The sequence below is a fragment of the Sphingomonas sp. URHD0057 genome (genome assembly GCF_000620665.1).
Lineage (GTDB): Bacteria > Pseudomonadota > Alphaproteobacteria > Sphingomonadales > Sphingomonadaceae > Sphingomicrobium.
The window spans coordinates 53,841-71,887 of the sequence record NZ_JIAU01000007.1; the positions used below are offsets into that span (position 1 = coordinate 53,841).

15 protein-coding genes and 2 tRNA genes are annotated in these 18,047 nt (G+C 66.2%); 9 read left to right on the top strand and 8 right to left on the bottom strand.

The window, feature by feature from the left end:
• Positions 1-144: 144 nt before the first annotated feature.
• Positions 145-230: transfer RNA gene (locus N539_RS0105990), tRNA-Tyr, on the bottom strand.
• 132 nt (positions 231-362) lie between these two features.
• A tRNA-Gly gene (locus N539_RS0105995) sits at positions 363-436 on the bottom strand.
• A 244-nt stretch (positions 437-680) separates the two neighbouring features.
• Here N539_RS0105995 and trpD point away from each other — a divergent pair.
• From trpD to N539_RS0106035, 7 genes are read left to right on the top strand one after another with little or no spacing between them, the layout of a single operon-like run.
• Positions 681-1,751: an anthranilate phosphoribosyltransferase gene (gene trpD / locus N539_RS15765; RefSeq protein WP_156029789.1), complete on the top strand. Its 1,071-nt coding sequence runs from the start codon at positions 681-683 to the stop codon at positions 1,749-1,751.
• Positions 1,744-3,126 (top strand): bifunctional indole-3-glycerol-phosphate synthase TrpC/phosphoribosylanthranilate isomerase TrpF, encoded by a 1,383-nt coding sequence (trpCF, locus tag N539_RS0106010; protein ID WP_028969527.1) that lies wholly within the window; start codon positions 1,744-1,746, stop codon positions 3,124-3,126. The genes trpD and trpCF overlap by 8 nt, the downstream gene beginning before the upstream one ends.
• The gene (gene trpB / locus N539_RS0106015) at positions 3,117-4,268 is read left to right on the top strand and encodes a tryptophan synthase subunit beta (RefSeq protein ID WP_028969528.1); all 1,152 of its coding nucleotides are present in this window, start codon (positions 3,117-3,119) and stop codon (positions 4,266-4,268) included. Before trpCF ends, trpB begins: the two co-directional genes overlap by 10 nt.
• On the top strand, positions 4,265-5,047 hold the full coding sequence (trpA, locus tag N539_RS0106020) for a tryptophan synthase subunit alpha (protein ID WP_028969529.1): 783 nt from the start codon (positions 4,265-4,267) through the stop codon (positions 5,045-5,047). The genes trpB and trpA overlap by 4 nt, the downstream gene beginning before the upstream one ends.
• 30 nt (positions 5,048-5,077) lie before the next feature.
• Positions 5,078-5,950, top strand: a complete 873-nt coding sequence (gene ku / locus N539_RS0106025; protein ID WP_028969530.1) for a non-homologous end joining protein Ku — start codon at positions 5,078-5,080, stop codon at positions 5,948-5,950.
• Between the two features lie 47 nt (positions 5,951-5,997).
• Positions 5,998-8,481 carry a DNA ligase D gene (gene ligD, locus N539_RS0106030; RefSeq protein WP_028969531.1) on the top strand — a complete coding sequence of 828 codons (2,484 nt, stop codon included), beginning with the start codon at positions 5,998-6,000 and terminating at the stop codon, positions 8,479-8,481.
• Positions 8,474-10,657 (top strand): penicillin acylase family protein, encoded by a 2,184-nt coding sequence (locus N539_RS0106035; RefSeq protein WP_028969532.1) that lies wholly within the window; start codon positions 8,474-8,476, stop codon positions 10,655-10,657. The genes ligD and N539_RS0106035 overlap by 8 nt, the downstream gene beginning before the upstream one ends.
• On the opposite strand, the gene pip is transcribed toward N539_RS0106035, so the two are convergent.
• Genes pip through N539_RS0106055 form a run of 4 tightly spaced genes read right to left on the bottom strand, consistent with a single transcriptional unit; the run spans position 10,658 to position 14,172 of the window.
• On the bottom strand, positions 10,658-11,632 hold the full coding sequence (gene pip / locus N539_RS0106040; protein WP_028969533.1) for a prolyl aminopeptidase: 975 nt from the start codon (positions 11,630-11,632) through the stop codon (positions 10,658-10,660).
• Positions 11,633-11,643: 11 nt separating this feature from the next.
• A complete protein-coding gene (locus N539_RS0106045; RefSeq protein ID WP_028969534.1) occupies positions 11,644-13,029 on the bottom strand; it encodes a glutamate--cysteine ligase in 1,386 nt (461 codons plus the stop codon).
• Positions 13,030-13,079: 50 nt separating this feature from the next.
• A complete protein-coding gene (locus N539_RS0106050; RefSeq protein WP_028969535.1) occupies positions 13,080-13,829 on the bottom strand; it encodes a 16S rRNA (uracil(1498)-N(3))-methyltransferase in 750 nt (249 codons plus the stop codon).
• A gap of 43 nt (positions 13,830-13,872) precedes the next feature.
• Complete coding sequence (locus N539_RS0106055; RefSeq protein WP_028969536.1) at positions 13,873-14,172, bottom strand: hypothetical protein; 300 nt, start codon at positions 14,170-14,172, stop codon at positions 13,873-13,875.
• Between the two features lie 140 nt (positions 14,173-14,312).
• Here N539_RS0106055 and ubiA point away from each other — a divergent pair, with 140 nt between their 5' ends.
• A complete protein-coding gene (gene ubiA, locus N539_RS0106060) occupies positions 14,313-15,227 on the top strand; it encodes a 4-hydroxybenzoate octaprenyltransferase (RefSeq protein WP_028969537.1) in 915 nt (304 codons plus the stop codon).
• Positions 15,228-15,238: 11 nt separating this feature from the next.
• A complete protein-coding gene (locus N539_RS0106065; RefSeq protein WP_028969538.1) occupies positions 15,239-16,588 on the top strand; it encodes a TldD/PmbA family protein in 1,350 nt (449 codons plus the stop codon).
• Here the strand turns inward: N539_RS0106065 and N539_RS0106070 are convergent.
• Both N539_RS0106070 and N539_RS0106075 read right to left on the bottom strand, forming a co-directional pair.
• Positions 16,585-17,022: a CoA-binding protein gene (locus tag N539_RS0106070; protein WP_028969539.1), complete on the bottom strand. Its 438-nt coding sequence runs from the start codon at positions 17,020-17,022 to the stop codon at positions 16,585-16,587. The two genes, N539_RS0106065 and N539_RS0106070, sit on opposite strands and share 4 nt — an antisense overlap.
• A 20-nt stretch (positions 17,023-17,042) precedes the next feature.
• The gene (locus tag N539_RS0106075) at positions 17,043-17,990 is read right to left on the bottom strand and encodes an Mrp/NBP35 family ATP-binding protein (RefSeq protein ID WP_037552405.1); all 948 of its coding nucleotides are present in this window, start codon (positions 17,988-17,990) and stop codon (positions 17,043-17,045) included.
• Between the last annotated feature and the right edge of the window lie 57 nt (positions 17,991-18,047).

An 18,047-nucleotide genomic window follows, 5' to 3' on the forward strand; every position in this document is an offset into this window, starting at 1 on the left:
GGCGCCCCTCCCGAGCACGAGTCTGGACCATGCTTATGTCATCTCGCGGCTTTTCACCAGATTTCGGGCGATTCCAGCCATTTCGGACAAATCGTATCCGAGAAGCCACATCGACCGCGCGTTGGGCCGCCAAGGTGTGGAGGATGGTGGAGAGGGCTGGATTCGAACCAGCGTACGCTTGCGCGGGCAGATTTACAGTCTGCTGCCTTTAACCACTCGGCCACCTCTCCAGGTGCAGGCAGGCGCGCCACATGGCGGCGCCGCTGCGGAGTGTCAACGCGCTCCAATGACGGGTGTGCCGGTCGCCCCTCGCTGCCGCTCGGGCGCTCCAAATTCCAACAGTCCACCGGACTGTCAAAATTTGGAGCGGGTGAAGGGAATCGAACCCTCGTCGTAAGCTTGGAAGGCTTCTGCTCTACCATTGAGCTACACCCGCTCGAGCGCTGCCCAATGGCATTTGGGGATCGAAGGCGTCAACCGCCAGCGTTGACCCGGGCCAATCCATTGCACTAGGATTCGATTCGCATGACGAACCTGGTCGCCATCGCCGCAGCAACGACCGCTCACCTCTGGTGCGGCGAATTCACGCATGCGGCGCGATGGCGCGACTGATCGAATAGCATCCGATCATCGACTGCCCGCCCGCCATCCGGCGGGCTTTTTTGTTTCCAGGTGAATTCATGAGCCACATTCTGTCTTTCGCCCGCGATTCCGTCGCTGCGCCGGCACCTGCCGATCCCGCCGCGGAAGCGCCGATCATGCGCCTTCTCGACGGCGAAAACCTCGACCGGGCCGAGGCGCGCGAGCTGTTCGCTCGAATCGTCGAGGGAAGCCTCAGCGACCCGTTGATGGCGGCCGCGTTCGTCGCGCTGCGGGTCAAGGGTGAGACTGCCGACGAACTGATCGGCGCCGCCGAGGCACTGCGCTCGGCAGCGCGCCGGTTCCCATCCCCCGCCACCCTGTTCGCCGACAGCTGCGGTACCGGCGGGGACTTTTCGGGGTCGATCAACGTCTCGACCGCCGCTGGCCTGGTCGCTGCCGCGTGCGGCCTGCCGGTCGTCAAGCACGGCAACCGCTCCTTCACCTCGCAATGCGGCTCGGCCGACGTCCTCGAAGCGCTTGGCGCAAGGCTCGATCTCAGCCCGCTCGAATCGCGCGAGATCTTCGACCAGACCGGATTCTGCTTCCTGCTCGCTCCTTACTATCACCCCGGGATCGCCCACGCCGGGCCGGTGCGCCGGGCGCTCAAGGTGCGGACGATCATGAATCTGCTCGGGCCTTGCCTGAACCCGGCCCAACCCAAAGTTCAGCTGCTCGGAGTCGCCGATCCCAAGCTGCTGCGGCCGATCGCCGAGACGCTGCGGGCGCTCGGGGTCGAACGGGCGCTGGTGGTCCACGGCTCGGGTCTCGACGAGATCGCGCCGCACGGCGTCACGCAGGCCGTCTCGCTCGCCGACGGCGATCTTGAGGATCTCGAAATTACGCCTGAACAGGCTGGCCTCGCCCGTCAGGCGGTGCGGCAAATCGCTGGCGGCTCGCCCGCCGACAATGCGCGGAGGCTCACGGACATCGTCGCGGGAGTCGGGGGAACGGCCGACATCTCGGTTGTCGCGCTGAATGCCGGAGCGCTGCTGATGACCGCTGGCAAGGTGGCCGACCTCAAAGACGGCGTCGGCTGCGCGATGGAGGCAATGCGCTCGCGTCGCGCACTTCGGGTTCTCGATGCTTTCGTCGAGGCGAGCCGTGGCTGAGTTGCCCGGAATTCTCGGCGCGATTGCCGCAGCAAAGCGCGAGGAGCTGGCCAGCCGCTATGTCGGTGTGTCGCTCGATGGCTTGCGCGCCCAGGCGCAGCCGACCGGTCAAAGCCTGATGGACGCGATCGCGCAGGATGGCGCCCGCTTCATTCTCGAGATCAAGAAGTCCTCGCCATCGGCGGGTCCGATCCGACTTCACGCCGACGCTGCAGCGCTGGCGCGCGGCTTCGCCGGCGTCGCCGATGCGCTGAGCGTGCTTTGCGATGCCCCACATTTCGGCGGTTCGCTCGAAGACCTCGCGGCAGCGCGCCGCGAATTCGACGGCCCGATCCTCGCCAAGGACTTCTTCATTGATCCGCGCCAGGTCGCGGAGGCCCGGATCGCCGGCGCGGACGCCATCCTCGTGATGCTTTCGCTGCTCGACGATGGCGCCGCGCGCGCGATGACCGCCGAAGCGCGCCGCTTCGGCATGGACGTGTTGGTCGAGGTTCACGATGAGCTCGAGATGCGCCGTGCGCTGGCGCTCGGTGCGCCGCTGATCGGGATCAACAATCGCGACCTCCGGGATTTCTCGGTCGACCTCTCCGCGACGGAGCGGCTGGCGCGGTTTGCGCCCGACCGTGTGCTCGTATCCGAATCCGGGATCGCGGGCCGCGCAGACGTTGAGCGGCTTGCGCCGTTGGTCGACGGCTTCCTGATCGGCTCGTCGGTGATGCGCTCCGCCGATCCGGCGCGGGCTGCGCGCGAGCTGATCTTCGGCCGCACCAAGCTGTGCGGCTTGAACCGGTCGGCGGACTTCCAGGGCGCGCGTCCAGCGACCCACATCGGCCTGGTGTTCGTTCCGGAAAGCCCGCGCGCAGTGACGCTCGGCCAGGCCCTATCGCTGGCTGGTCTTCATCCGGCACCGGTCGGCGTGTTCCGCGATGCGGCGCTGGACGACGTCGGCGCGACCGCGACCATGCTCGGTCTCGCTGCGGTCCAGCTGCACGGTGGGGAAAGCGCCGCCTACGTCCGAGCATTGGCGCGGCGCTTGCCGGCGGATTGCGAAATGTGGAAGGCGATCCACGTCGGCTCGTCGGCGCCGGATCGATTCGACGCCGCCGACCGGCTGCTGTTCGACAGTGGCCGCGGTGGGACGGGCCAAAGCTTCGACTGGTCATTGGTCCGCGATCATCCCTCGCTCGGCAGCGCGCTGATCGCGGGCGGGATCGGTCCGCATATCGCTCGCGCCGCCCAGCGCCTCGGCGCCTATGCGATCGACGTTGGCTCGTCGGTCGACGCCGCGCCTGGACGAAAGTCGCCCGAGAAGATCGCCGCCTTGTTCGACGCGCTCCGTCCCGAGTCGCGCATCAGGCTTCGCGCATGCGCCTGAACAGCCGCTTTGGACGGTACGGCGGAACCTATGTCTCCGAAATCCTGGTGCCCGCGCTCGAGCAGCTCGAGTCGGCGTTCATCGACTCAAAGGAGGACCCGGCGTTCGCCGAGGAGCTCAACGGCCTGCTCGCCAACTACGCCGGCCGGCCGACCCCTCTGACCCGCTGCCGCAACCTGCCCCGCAACATCTATCTCAAGCGCGAGGACCTGCTCCATGGCGGAGCGCACAAGACCAACCAGGTGCTGGCGCAAGGCCTGCTCGCGAAACGCATGGGCAAGACCCGGCTGATCGCCGAGACCGGGGCTGGGCAACATGGCGTCGCGACCGCAATGGCCGGCGCGCTGCTCGACTTCGAGACCGTCGTCTATATGGGCGCCGAGGATGTCGAGCGGCAGCAGCTCAACGTCTTCCGCATGGAGCTGATGGGTGCGGAGGTGGTGGCGGTCGAATGCGGCGCCCGCACCTTGAAGGACGCGATCAACGAAGCGCTGCGCGACTGGTCGGCGAGCTTCGAGCACACCCATTATCTGCTCGGCACCGCAGCCGGCCCACACCCATTTCCGACGATGGTTCGCGAATTCCAGCGACTCATCGGCCGCGAGGCGCGCGCGCAGATTCTCAACCAGCTCGGCCACTTGCCCGACGCCGTTGTCGCCTGCGTTGGCGGGGGGTCGAACGCGATCGGCTTGTTCGCCGACTTCCTCGACGATGACGTACGCCTGATCGGCGTCGAGGCCGCTGGCAAGGGGCTGGACGGCGACGAGCATGGCGCGACCCTGCTCCGCGGCACGCCGGGAATTCTCCATGGAGCCGAGACCTATGTGCTGCAGAATGGCGATGGGCAGATCGCCGACACCTGGTCGGTCTCGGCCGGCCTCGACTATCCCGCGGTCGGACCCGAGCATGCCTATCTCAAGGACAGCGGCCGCGCCGAATATGTCGGCGCCACGGACTTGGAGGCACTCGCGGCGTTCAAAATGCTCGCCGAGGAGGAGGGCATAATCTGCGCGTTCGAATCCGCCCACGCACTCGCGCATGCGCTGAAGCTTGCTGAAGCGGAGCCCGACAGCGCGATCCTCGTCGGCCTGTCGGGCCGCGGCGACAAGGACGTCGCTCAAGCCCAGGCGCTGCTCGCTTGAGCCGCTACGCGGCAATGTTCGAGCGGCTCGGCGGCGAGGGCGCGTTCGGCGCGTTCCTGATGCTCGGCGACCCTGACCTCGCTACCAGCACTCGTCTGCTGGACGCGGTGGTCGACGGCGGCGCGGATATGGTCGAGGTCGGCATTCCATTCTCGGACCCGGTCGCCGACGGTCCGGTGATTCAGGCGGCCGCGCAGCGCGCGCTGGCAGCCGGCGTGACCGTCGGCGACTGCCTGGAGCTAATTTCCGGGTTCCGGAAACGCCACCCGGACGTGCCCGTCGGCATCCTTACCTACGCGAATATCGTGATGGCGCGGCCTGGGTTCATGCGCGACCTCGCCGAGTCCGGTGCCGACAGCCTGCTCATCGCCGACGTTCCCGTGCTTGAGGCCGGGCACTTCACGCCCGACATGGAGCGGGCCGGGATCGCGCAGGTGCTGATCGCCGCCCCCAATACGCCCGATGCGACACTTCGCCGCATCGCGGGCTTGTCCAAGGCCTATACTTACTGCGTCAGCCGCGCGGGAATCACCGGCACGCATGCCGCGGGCCGGTTCGACAGCCGTCTCATTCAGGGACTGCGCCAGGCCGGCGCCCCCCCGCCGATCTACGGTTTCGGTATCTCCCAACCCGAACATGTGAGGGCAGCGCTGGAGGCCGGCGCGGCCGGCGTAATTTGCGGCTCGGCGATCGTGGATTCGGCTGCGCGCGGGGAAGATGTTACGCTGCTGGTACGAATCTTGAAGGCGGCGACGCGGAACGACTCGGCGCCGCAGTGAATTGAATCCGTTTCTACGGGAGATATTTGTATGGCTGCGCGTCCCATCTGGAGGGGTCAAATCCGGCTCGCTTTGGTCTCGATTCCGGTCGAGCTCTACCCCGCGACCCGAAGCGGCGCCTCGATTCAATTCCACCAAGTGCACGAGCCTTCGGGCAAGCGCATCAAATATGAGAAGGTCGTGCCCGGCATCGGCCCGGTCGACCGTGACGAGATCGTCAAGGGCTATGAAGTGTCCAAGGGGCACTATGTCCTGCTCGACCCCGAGGAGATCGAAAGCGTCAAGCTCGAGAGCCGCAAGACGCTCGACCTGGTCCAGTTCGTCGACGACGACGACATCGACGCGATGTATTTCGACAAGCCTTATTACGTCGTGCCGGCCGACGACTTGGCAGAAGAGGCCTATGTCGTCCTGCGCGATGCACTGAAGGCCGCGAACAAGGTCGGCGTCGGCCAGCTCGCGATGCGCGGGCAGGAATATGTCGTCGCGCTGAAGCCGTGCGGCCGCGGCATCCTGCTCGAAACACTGCGCTACGCCGACGAAGTCCACAAATCGACTGGGTTCTTCCGCGACATCGGCGAGGCTAAGCCCGATCCGGACCTGCTCGACATGGCCTCGATGCTGATCGAGCGCAAAGCCGGCGAGTTCGACCCCGCCGACTTCCACAACCGCTACGTCGATGCGCTCCACGAGCTCATCGAGAAGAAGCAGAAAGCCAAGGGCGAGAAGATCATCGAACAGCCCGAGGAAGCGCCGCCCAAGGGCTCCAACGTCATCGACCTGATGGCTGCGCTGAAAAAGAGCCTCGGCGACGAAAAGCGCGCCAAGGCCGAGAGCAGGCCGAAGAAGGCGGCGGCGAGGAAGACTGCCGCCAAGAAAGAACCGGCACGCAAGCGAGCGTAATGAGTTTCGTCATTGCAAGAGTGCAAATGACGAGGAGCAGTTGAGGCGTGCCGACCCGCAAGCTCGACATCGCAACTTACAACGAGAAGCGCGACTTCTCGAAGACGAAGGAGCCCAAGGGCCGCAAGCTCAAGGGCAAGGGCGACAGCTTCGTCGTCCAGAAGCACGATGCCTCGCGGCTCCATTGGGACTTCCGCCTCGAGCTCGACGGCGTCCTCAAGAGCTGGGCGGTGCCCAAGGGGCCGAGCCTCGATCCGGGCGAAAACCGCCTCGCCATGCGCACCGAGGACCATCCGCTCGACTACGGCAGTTTTGAGGGCACCATTCCCAAGGGCGAATATGGCGGTGGCACGGTGATGCTGTGGGACCAGGGGCGGTGGATCCCCGACCCGCGCAAGGATCCGAGCAAGACGATCGACGAGGGCCACCTCCACTTCACCCTCGAAGGCGACCGGATGAAGGGCGAGTGGGTGATGTTCCGCCTGAAGCCCAAGCCGGGCGAGAAGGCGCAGCCGTGGATGCTGAAGAAGGTCACCGACGATTTCGCCGACCCCGCCGATGGCGATGCGCTGGTCGACAATTGCGTGACCAGCGTCACCACCGGCCGGACGATGGCGGAGATCGCGGTCGGCAAGGACATGTGGCGGTCCAATCGCGGCGGCCAGAAGGGCGGGCGCGCGAAGAAATCGGCCTCGAAGGCGCCGCCGCCGTTCCTCGAGCCGCAGCTCGCCACCCTGGTCGACGAGGTGCCGACCGGAAATGCGTGGCTCCACGAGATCAAATATGACGGCTATCGCCTGCTGCTCGCGGTCGGCGACGGGGTGGCCACGGCGTGGACGCGCAACGGGCTCGACTGGAGCGACAAGTTCAAGGCGCTGGTCAAGGCTGCCGCGAAGCTGCCCGCCGGCTGCCTGATCGACGGCGAGGCGGTCGCCATCGACGACGAGGGCCGGCCGAGCTTCCAGTTGCTGCAATCGACCCTCAAGGATCAGCGCGGCGCCAATCTTGCTTTCTACGCTTTCGATCTGCTGGTCGACCGTGGCGAAGACATCCGCAAGCTGCCCAACCTGGAGCGCAAGGAACGGCTCGCGGCGCTCCTTGAAGGCGTATCGCCGCCGATCCTCTACGGGGATCACGTCGTCGGTCGCGGCGAGGACATGTTCGAGGCGGTTTGCAAGCAAGGCGGCGAAGGCATCATCTCGAAGAAAGCGGGCGCGGCCTACAGCGGCACGCGCACGCGCAACTGGCTGAAGATCAAGTGCATCCAGCGCCAGGAGTTCGTGATCGTCGGCTGGTCGGAGAGCGACAAGCGCCGTGGCTTCCGCTCACTCCTCCTCGCGTCGCGGGACGGGCGAGCGCTTACGTATGTCGGCAAGGTCGGCACCGGCTTCACCGCCGACCTCATCGAAGACCTGATGGAGCGCATGGAGCCGCTCGCGGTCGACAAGGCCCCGGTCGAGGTCCCGCGTCCCGACCGCAAGGGGGCGCACTGGATCGCGCCCAAGCTGGTCGCCGAGATCGCCTTCGCCCAGTTCACCGGCGACGGGATCCTGCGCCACCCGAGCTTCATGGGTCTGCGCGAGGACAAGCCGGCATCGAAGGTAGTGCGCGAAGTGCCAAAGCATCTGACCAAGTCCGAGAAAAAGCCGAAGCACGCGACGGCGGACAGCTTCGGCATCGAGATCAGCAGCCCCGAGCGGATCATCTTCCCCGAGCTTGGCCTCACCAAGAAGGACCTCGCGGATTATTATGCGGCGGTCGAGCCGCTGATCATGATCGATGCGGCCGACCGCCCGATGACCATCATTCGCTTCCCGAGCGGCCGCACCGGCGAAGGATTCTTCCAGAAGCACGACAAGGGCACCTTCGGCCCGCACGTGAAGCAGATCCCGATCAAGGAGAAGGACGGCCATTTCGAGGATTATCTCTACTTCGACGACATACAGGGCCTGCTCGCGTGCGTGCAGATGGGCACGATCGAGTTCCACGGCTGGGGCAGCAAGGTCGACAGGGTCGAATATCCCGACCGCCTGGTGTTCGACCTCGACCCCGACGTCGGCCTCGACTTCGAGAAGGTGAAGGCGGCGGCGGTCCGGTTGAAGGCCTTGTTGGAAGACCTCGGGCTGAAGAGCTTCCCACTGCTGTCGGGCGGCAAGGGGATCCACGTCGTGGTGCCGCTCGACCGGTCGAAGGACTGGCCGACTGTGAAGAGCTTCGCCGACCGCTTCAGCCGCGCGATCTCAGAAGCCGAGCCGCAGACCTTCACCGCCAACATCCGCAAGGTCGAGCGCAAAGGACGCATCTTCCTCGACTGGCTGCGCAATCAGCGAGGGGCGACCGCGGTCATGCCGTTCTCGGCGCGCGCCCGCGAAGGGGCGCCCGTCGCCGCGCCGGTCGCATGGAGCGAGCTCGGCAAATATGAGAGCGGACATCACTTCAGCATCCGCGACGCCGACCAGCTGCTGAAGCGCGCGAGCTCGAAGGTGCTTGCAGGTTGGGGCAAGGCCAAGCAAGCCTTGCCCGATGCATAAATCCTCGGCGCTTCTCCCGCTCCTTTTCGTCCTCACCGCTGCTTCGCCGCCCGAGTCTTCGCGCTGGCGCGCCGAAGCGTCTCGCGTGACGATCACTCGCGACGATTGGGGCATCGCGCACGTCCACGGACAGACGGACGCCGACGCGGTGTTCGGAATGATCTACGCGCAGGCCGAAGACGACTTCCCGCGGATCGAGGCGAACTATCTCACCAACCTCGGCCGAACCGCCGAAGCCGACGGCGAAAAAGCCATCTGGCAGGACCTCCGCGCCCGCCTGTACGTCAGCGACGCCAAGCTCAAGGACGAATATGCCAAAAGTCCGGAGCCGATGCGCAAGCTCATGGACGCCTGGGCCGACGGGCTGAACTACTTCCTCGCGACCCACCCCGACGTTCACCCACGGGCGATCAAGCGGTTCGAGCCTTGGATGGTGCTGAGCTTCACCGAAGGCAGCATCGGCGGCGACATCGAACGCATCGACCTGGACGCGTTGCAAGACTTCTACTCACCCGCTTCGCCGTCCGCGGGAGAAAGAGCGGATCGCTCACCCAGTCCCGAAGAGCGCGACGCGAAAGAACTGCAGGGGTCGAATGGCATTGCGATCGCGCCGTCACTGACCAGCGGCGGTCACGCGCTCCTGCTGATCAACCCGCACACCAGTCACTATTTTCGTTCGGAACAGCAGGTCACCAGCGACGAAGGGCTGAACGTCTACGGCGCGGCGACCTGGGGCCAGTTCTTCATCTACCAGGGCTTCAACGCCCATGCGGGCTGGATGCACACGTCGAGCGGCGTCGATAATGTCGACGAGTTCTCCGAGGTGGTGGAGCAGAAGGGCAAGGGCCGCTGTTATCGTTACGGCGCGACCTGTCGTCCGCTCGGCGTTCGCCTTGTCACCATTCGGTACAAGCTGCCCAACGGGCGAATGACCACGCGCACGGTTACCACCTATTACACCCATCGCGGCCCGATCGTTCGCGCCGCGAACGGCCGCTGGATCGCGTTCGCAATGATGGATCGCCCGATTGAAGCGCTGCAGCAGAGCTTCAATCGCACCAAGGCCACCGATCTCGCCTCGTTCATGGAGGTCGCGCAACTGAAGGCCAACAGCTCGAACGACACTGTGTTCGCCGACGACAAGGGCGCGATCGCTTATCTTCATCCGCAGTTCGTGCCGAGCCGGGATGACCGCTTCGATTTCACCAAGCCGGTCGACGGCAGCAATCCGGTCACCGACTGGGGGAACCTGCACCGCCTGAGCTCGCTGCCCAACAGCATCAGCCCGCCCAACGGCTGGGTACAGAACACCAATACCTGGCCCTATCGCGCCGCCGGCGCCTACAGCCCGGATCCGCGCTACTTCCCCAAATATATGGATACGGTTGGGGAGAACTTTCGCGGCATCCACGTCCAGAAGCTGCTCACCGGAAGCCGCGGCTGGACGATCGAGCGGCTCCAGGGCGCTGCCTTCGATTCGTTTCAGCCCGGGTTCGCCGAGCTCGTGCCCGCGCTGGTTCGCGCTTACGATTTCTTGCCAACGAACGATCCGCGACGAGGGCGATTGGAGGCGCCGGTCGCGCTGTTGCGGTCGTGGGATTACCGGTGGAGCGCGGACTCGGTGGCGCAAACCGTCGCAACCTTGTCGGGCAACGCCCTCATCGTCGCGCTCAACCCGCCGGCGGACCAAGATAGCAATGTCTACATGGCGCGGCTGGCCCACGACACCACCGACGCACAGAAGGTCGCCGCGCTCGATGAGGCAGTCGGGCAGCTTCAGCGCGACTTCGGCCGTTGGCAGGTGCCGTGGGGCGAGATGAACCGGTTCCAGCGCATTTCGTCGTCGATCTCGCCGCGGTTCAGCGACGACGCGCCGAGCATTCCGGTGCCGTTCGCTCAAGGAAAATACGGGTCGCTCGCGTCTTTCGAAATGCACGTGCCGAAGACGACCAAGCGCTTCTACGGCACCTACGGCAACAGCTTCGTCGCGGTGGTCGAATTCGGACCGCGCGTGCGGGCCCACGCCATCACGGCCGGCGGCGAAAGCGGCGATCCCAAATCGCCCCATTTCGACGACCAGGCCCAGCGCTACGCGTCAGGCAATCTGCGCGACGTCTATTTCTATCCTGATCAGCTGAACGGCCATACCGAACGGGTCTATCACCCCGGTGAGTGACTAGACCCCGGCGAACTTGTCGGTCGCGCGCACCAGCCCGTCGGTGACGCCCGGCTCGCTGAATAAGTGACCGCCGTCAGGGATAATGTTGAGCTCGACCTCGGGCCACGCCTGCTTCAAGCGCCACGCGGCGATCGGCGGGGTGCAGCTGTCGTGCCGTCCCTGGACGATCACGCCCGGAATCCCCCTGAGCCTGGTCGCATCGCGCAACAGCTGGCCTTCGCCGAGCCAGCCGTGGCTGGCCATGTAATGGTTCTCGATCCGTGCCACCGCGACCGCCACTTCGGGCGAGGTGAAATGTTCGACCGTCTCCGGGCTTGGAAGCAAAGTGACGATGTCGCCTTCCCACTTGCTCCACGCCTTGGCCGCGGTCAGCTGCTCGTCCTTGTCGTCACTGGTCAGGCGCTTGCGGTAGGCTTCGACCAAATCGCCGCGCTCGCCTTCGGGGATCGGCGCCAGGAACTCCTCGAACTTGTCGGGATAGATCTGCGATGCGCCGCCGTCCTTGTACATCCAGTCGATCTCATATTGGTCGAACAGGAAGATTCCGCGCAGCACCAGCTCGGTCGTGCGCTCGGGGTATTTCTCGGCATAAGCGAGCGCGAGCGTCGAACCCCAGCTGCCGCCGAACACCTGCCATTTGTCGACCTTGGCGACTTGTGTGCGCAGCTTCTCGATATCCTCGACCAGGTCCCAGGTCGTGTTGTTGTCGAGGCTCGCATAGGGCGTCGACTTGCCGCAGCCGCGCTGGTCGAACACCAGGATCTTGTACTTCTCGGGATGGAACTGACGACGGTGGTCGGGGCTCGAGCCGCCGCCGGGCCCGCCGTGGAGGAACACGACCGGCTTGCCGTCGGCATTGCCGCTTAGCTCCCAATAAAGGGTGTGGCCGTCGCCGACGTCGAGCATGCCGGTCTCATAGGGCTCGATCTCGGGATAGAGCGTGCGGCGCGTGCGGGTCTGGGCGTCGGGCACGGGCGGTCCTTTCAGAAGCTGAATTCGGAATAGATGCGTCGGACGTCGCCGTGCCACTCGTTCTCGAACTTGTCGAGCAAGCGATCGGCCGGCGTCATCCCGGTTGCGACGACCTCGCGCAGCGGGTCGAGGAAGCCGCCTTCATTGTCGCCGGCGCTGTTCAACTGGGCGCGGTTGGTGAGGCCCGTCGCGGCAATCTCGAGTACCTCGCCGGCGAATTCGCGCATCGAGCGCCCGCCGGGCGTCTGCGCATCCAGCGCCAGGCGCGGCACTTCGTGGCGCAGTTTCTCCCGCTCGGCGATGGTCCAATGCTTGACCAGGTCCCAAGCCGAGTTGAGCGCGCTGTCGTCGTAGAGCAGCCCGACCCACAAGGCCGGAAGTCCACAAATCCGGCCCCAGCGGCCGCCATCGGCGCCGCGCATCTCGAGGAAGCTCTTCAACCGCACTTCCGGGAACGCCGTCGACAAATGATCGACCCAATCGGTCACGAGCGGCTTCTCGCCCGGCATTTGCGGCAGCTTGCCGTCGAGGAAAGCGCGAAAACTTTCGCCGGCGACATCGATGTACCGGCCCTCGCGGTAGACGAAGTACATCGGCACATCGAGCATGTAGTCGCAATAGCGCTCGTAGCCGAAGCCATCCTCGAACACGAACGGCAGCATGCCGGTGCGGTCGGGGTCGGTGTCCTCCCAGATGTGGCTGCGGAAGCTCTTGAAGCCGTTGGGCTTGCCCTCGGTCAGCGGCGAGTTCGCGAACAAGGCAGTCGCCACCGGCTGAAGCGCGAGCCCGACGCGGAACTTCTTCACCATGTCGGCCTCGGACGCATAATCGAGGTTCACCTGGATGGTGCAGGTCCGCAGCATCATGTCGAGCCCGAGGCCGCCGACCTTGGGCATATAGTTGAGCATGACCTGGTAGCGGCCCTTGGGCATGACTGGCAGCTCGGCGCGGGTCTTGTCCGGCCACATGCCGAGCCCGAGGAAGCCGAGCCCGAGGCGGTCGCCGATCATCTTGCACTGGCCGAGGTGGCGCGCCGCCTCCGCGCAGGTCTGGTGGAGGTTCTGGAGTGCCGCGCCCGACAGCTCGAACTGGCCGGCGGGCTCGAGGCTGATGGTGCCGTCGGCGCCGCTCAGCGCAATCACGTTTTCTTGTCCGTTCGGGCCGGTCTCGCGCACCGGCGCCCAGCCGAATTCGGTCAGGCCCATCAGGAGGTCGCGGATGCCGCCCTTCTCGTCGTAGCTCGGCGCGCGATGGTCGTCGCAGCGAAACACGAACTTCTCGTGCTCGGTGCCGATCCGCCAATCGTCGCGCGGCTTCTCGCCGCCGGAGAAGACGGCGAGCAGGTCGGCACGGCTTTCGATCGGCGGGCCGTACCCCGTGTCGGTGCGCTGGGTCATGCGGCGGCGGTGGTTAGCGGCGCTCCATCACCCGCGCCAGCCTTTCCCGCTTATGGAGCAACAAGCCAGTCCCCGGCGACCGCCATGTAGATGGCGAGCGCCGCGAGCGCGGCGGTCTCGGCGCGGAGGATGCGCGGGCCGAGCGAGATCGCGATGCTGTTGGGCGCAGCACGGATGGCGACGCGCTCCTCGTCGGTGAAGCCGCCCTCGGGACCGACCAGAATCAGCGCCGGTCCGGGCTTGAAGGCGGTGGCGGCGTGCTCGCCCCCGTTTTCATCGGCAAAATAGAATGTGCGCTCGTGGTCACGGCCCTTGAGCAACGCCTCGAGCGAGAGCGGTTCGGCTATGTGCGGGACGCTGGTGCGGTTGCACTGCTCCGCCGCCTCGATGGCGATCGCTTCCAGCCGTTCCAATTTTACCCGCTCGACGATGGTCCGGCGAGTGATCACCGGCATCAGCCGCGCGACACCGAGCTCGGTCGCCTTCTCGACCAGCCAGTCGGTCGGGGACCGTTTGACGGGCGCAAATGCGAGCCAGCAATCAGGCACGGCTTCCTGGTCGCCGGTCTTGCGCTCGATAGTGAGCGTCATGCGCTTCTTGCCCGCATCGCTGACACGGGCCAGCCATTCGCCCGACGCCCCATCGAACAGCAGTGCCTGATCTCCGGTCTTCAGGCGCATGACGTTGCCGAGATAATTGGCCTGGCCCCCGTCGAGCTCGAGCGAAACGCCGGGTCCGAGCGGACCGGGCACGAACAGCCGCGGCAAGCTCTTCGGCGGCCAGGCGGGGGTTGCGGGCACGATGCCCGCCTACGTCATTCCCGCTCGTGCGGGAATGCCCGTCTCAGCCGTTAGGATTGCCGGGGTCGCGGAAAGGATCGGTATGGCCGTTGCAACCGCCCAAGTCCCCGGGACTGAAGTCCTGCGGGTCAAGGTCGAAGATCTGCATTGTATGACCCCAGTTTTGCACCCTTCCGCCAGGGCCATTGGGGCCGTCAATAGGCGCGGTCGGATCGTCATTCTGGCCTGAAAATTTGCAGATCGAGACCCCGTTCGAAAAGTCTTCCTTGGGGTTCTTGGTGCTGCCGTTAACTTCGCCGGCGAGCGCCGCGGAAGACCAGGCGGCGACGCCGATGGAAAGCATTGCCAAGCGAGTAGCTTTCGTCATGTCGGACCCCTTCGTTGAAGGATACAGGCGACTCACGCGCCTGCGCTGAATACTCCTCGAACCGATGTATCAGACACTTAACGAAGGTGAGGGTCATCATTACAGGCTCCAGCGACGTGACCATTCGCAGCGACATCGTCCCCGACAGCGAGCGGCGCGGCTTCATCGGCGCGCTGCCGCCGCGGCTGAGGCCGTATGCGTCGCTGATGCGGCTCGACCGGCCCATCGGGACGTGGCTGCTTTACTGGCCGTGCGCGTGGAGTGTCGCGTTGGCGGGCATCGGCGGTCGCTGGGACCTGTTCCTGTGGCTGGCGCTCGGCGCGTTCGCGATGCGCAGCGCGGGCTGCGTCTATAACGACATCGTCGACCGCGATCTGGATAAGCGGGTTGAGCGAACCCGCCTGAGGCCGCTGGCGAGTGGCCGCGTGTCGCTGCGCTCGGCCTGGATTTTGATCGCGCTGCTGTGCGCGATCGGGCTGGCTGTTCTTCTCCAGCTCAACCTCACGGCAGCAGTTGTCGCGCTGGCCAGCATCGCGCCGGTCGCGGCTTATCCCTTCATGAAACGGATCACGTGGTGGCCGCAGGCGTGGCTTGGGCTGGTGTTCTCGTGGGGCGCGCTGGTCGGCTGGCCGGCGGTCACGGGCACCCTCGGCTGGACTCCGTTCTTGTTGTGGTTCGGAAGCATCGCCTGGGTCGTCGGCTACGACACGCTCTACGCGATCCAGGACATCGAGGATGACGCGCTGGTCGGGGTCAAATCATCGGCGCGGCGCCTCGGCGACAATGCGCCGCTCGGTGTGGGACTCTTCTATGCGGCCGCGATCGCACTGTGGGGCGCGGCGATCTGGTCGGTGCGTCCCGATTGGCTGGCGCTGATCGCGCTCGTTCCCGCCGCAGCGCACCTCGCCAACCAGGCGCTGCGTGCCGATCCGAAGGATGGCGCGCTGGCGCTTCGCCTGTTTCGTTCGAACCGCACCTGCGGCTTGCTCGTCCTTCTGGCCATGCTGGTCGTCGGCCTTTCGCCGCGCTAGGCGCCCGTCGCATGCAATCCCCAGAAGCCGCCAGGAACATCGCCGAGTCCCTGGTCGAACGCGGTATCGCCGCTGGAGCGACCGCCGCCGACGCACTCTATGCCGGCGATCGCTCGTCGAGCGTCGAAGTCCGCCTCGGCCAGCTCGACAGCGTCGACCGCTCCGAAGGCGAGCAGATTGGCCTCCGGCTGTTCGACGGCCGGCGCTCCGCCACCGTCGCTTCGTCGGACCTTTCCGAAGATGTGCTGGCGACCCTGGTCGAGCGCTGCCTGGCGATGGCGCGCGAAGCACCCGAGGACGCTTTTGCCGGGCTCGCGCCGTCGGAGCTGCTTCAGCGCGGCGAGCCCGCCTCGCTCGACCTCGTCGACGACCACGGCGAGCCGGATCCCCAGGCCCTCCGGGCACGGGCGTTCGAGGCGGAGGCCGCCGCGCTTGCCGTCCCGGGCGTGACCAACTCGAGCGGCGGCAGTGCCAGCGCGTCCGGAAGCACCATCGCTCTTGCAACGTCGGGGGGCTTTTCCGGCGCCTATCGCCGCACTGGGCACGGCTGTTCGGTGACGGTCGTCGCGGGCGAAGGCGCGACCATGCAGCGCGACTATGCCTGGCACAGCGCGCATCATCTCGAGGACCTCGATCCCGCTGCCGACATCGGCCGAAGGGCCGGGACACGCGCCGTGTCGCGGCTCAATCCCGCGCGGCCCAGGCCCGGCAAATATCGGGTCCTGTTCGACCCGCGCGTCGCCTCCAGCCTGCTCGGCCATTTCGCCGGCGCGATCAGCGGGGCGGCGATCGCCCGCAAGACCAGCTTCCTGCTCGACAAGCTCGGCGCCCAGATCTTCGCTTCAGGCGTGGTGATCGTCGACGACCCGCTTCGTCCCCGCGGCCTGCGCTCCCGGCCTTTCGACGGCGAAGGCGTGCGCGTCGCGCGCTCGAACATCGTTCGGGATGGAATCCTCGCCAGCTGGATGGCGGAAAGCGAGTCGGCGCGGCAGCTCGGCATCCGTCCGACCGGCCACGCCGCGCGCGGCGCGGGCGGCTCGCCCGGTTCCGCACCCAGCAATTTCTACTTTGAGCCAGGGCCGCGCAGCCGCGCGGAATTGCTCGGCGCCTTTCCCGAGGCGCTGCTGGTCGTCGAGCTGATCGGCCAGGGCGTGAATTCGGTGACCGGCGATTACAGCCGCGGCGCGGTCGGCTTCATGGTGCGCGGCGGTGAAATCGCCGAGCCGGTCGCGGAGATCACGATCGCTTCGAACCTCATCGACATGTTCGCGACGCTCGAGCCTGGCTCCGACCTCCAGTTCCGGCGCGGCATGGATGCGCCGACCTTGCTCATTCCGGAAATGACGGTGGCGGCGGCTTAGGCCTCGGCGGCGATCCGCGGAATGCCGAGCCGGGGAATCTCGATCTTCGGGCAACGGTCCATCACGACTTTGAGCCCGGCTGCTTCGGCGCGCGCCGCGGCCTCTTCGTTAATGACCCCGAGCTGCATCCACACCGCCTTCGCGCCGACGAAGATGGCCTGGTCGACCGCTTCGCCCGCCGCTTCGGGGCGGCGGAAAATATCGACGATGTCGATCGGAACGCCGATCTGCGCCAGCTCGCGCCAGACGAACTCGCCATGAACGTGCTCGCCGGTGATCTGGGGGTTCACCGGAATGACGCGATAGCCCGAATCCTGAAGGAATTTCATCACGCCGTAGGACGCGCGGTCGGGGCGGTCCGAGGTGCCGACCATGGCGATCGTACGCGCATTCTTCAGGAGTTTGGCGATATCCTCGTCGCGGGTCAGCGGCACTTGCGTTCCTTTCACTCGGCTCAATGCGCGACGGCTTCCAACAGTTTCGCCGCGAGCGCCGCAAAGGCTTCGGCTTCGAGGCCGTCGGACGCCGCCGGCGGCGTCCCGGCGTCGGACTGCTCGCGGATGGTAAGCGAAAGCGGCAAGCGGCCGAGGAAGGGAACGCCGAGCGCCTTTGCCGCTTCCTCCGCGCCGCCAATCCCAAACGGGTGAGACGTCTCCCCGCAATGGGGGCAAGCGTAGGTGGCCATATTCTCGATGATCCCGAGCACCGGCACGCTCGTCTTGTTGAACAGGTCGACCGCGCGCCGGGCATCGATCAGCGACAGGTCCTGCGGGGTCGAGACAATCACCGCTCCGACGGGTCGCGAGCGTTGGATCAGCGACAGCTGCACGTCGCCGGTCCCCGGCGGCAAGTCGACCAGAAGCAGCTCGACATCGCCCCATTCGGCCTCGACCAGATTGGCCAGCGCGCCGGTCGCCATCGGGCCGCGCCACGCGAGCGCGTGCCCCGGCGCCACCAATTGCCCCAGTGACAGAAATCTAATTCCGTGCGCTTCGACCGGCAGCAGCTTCTCGTTTTCAGCCTCGGGCTTCTGGTGCGCGCCGAGCAAGGTCGGCTGCGACGGGCCGTAGACGTCGGCATCGATGATGCCGACTTTTTTTCCCGCCCGGGCGAGCGCGATCGCGAGGTTCGCGGTGACCGTCGACTTGCCGACGCCGCCCTTGCCGCTGCCGATCGCGATCATCGTCCGCGCTACCTGCGCCGCGGTCATAGCAATTCGTGCTTCGGTGACGCCGGGGAGGGCCAGCGCGGCCTCGCGCAGCTCCCGCTCCAGCGTCTGCCCTTCGGCCTTCGACAGGCCGCTGGCGTCGGCGATGATGGTCGCGATGCCGTTCGCCAGCTTGCGCGAGCGGATTCGCTCGTCGTGGGGCAAGCCGGTCAGCGGGTCCGCGGGATGGGCCATGAACGCGACATAGGAAGCGCCGCGCCGCTTGCCACTGTTTTTAGTTCCGGCGCGTAC

Coding starts and splice junctions, on each gene's coding strand:
- trpD (WP_156029789.1), top strand. CDS start 681: ATGAGCCACATTCTGTCTTTCGCCCGCGATTCCGTCGCTGCGCCGGCA.
- trpB (WP_028969528.1), top strand. CDS start 3,117: ATGCGCCTGAACAGCCGCTTTGGACGGTACGGCGGAACCTATGTCTCC.
- ku (WP_028969530.1), top strand. CDS start 5,078: ATGGCTGCGCGTCCCATCTGGAGGGGTCAAATCCGGCTCGCTTTGGTC.
- N539_RS0106035 (WP_028969532.1), top strand. CDS start 8,474: ATGCATAAATCCTCGGCGCTTCTCCCGCTCCTTTTCGTCCTCACCGCT.
- N539_RS0106045 (WP_028969534.1), bottom strand. CDS start 13,029: ATGACCCAGCGCACCGACACGGGGTACGGCCCGCCGATCGAAAGCCGT.
- N539_RS0106055 (WP_028969536.1), bottom strand. CDS start 14,172: ATGCTTTCCATCGGCGTCGCCGCCTGGTCTTCCGCGGCGCTCGCCGGC.
- N539_RS0106065 (WP_028969538.1), top strand. CDS start 15,239: ATGCAATCCCCAGAAGCCGCCAGGAACATCGCCGAGTCCCTGGTCGAA.
- N539_RS0106075 (WP_037552405.1), bottom strand. CDS start 17,990: ATGGCCCATCCCGCGGACCCGCTGACCGGCTTGCCCCACGACGAGCGA.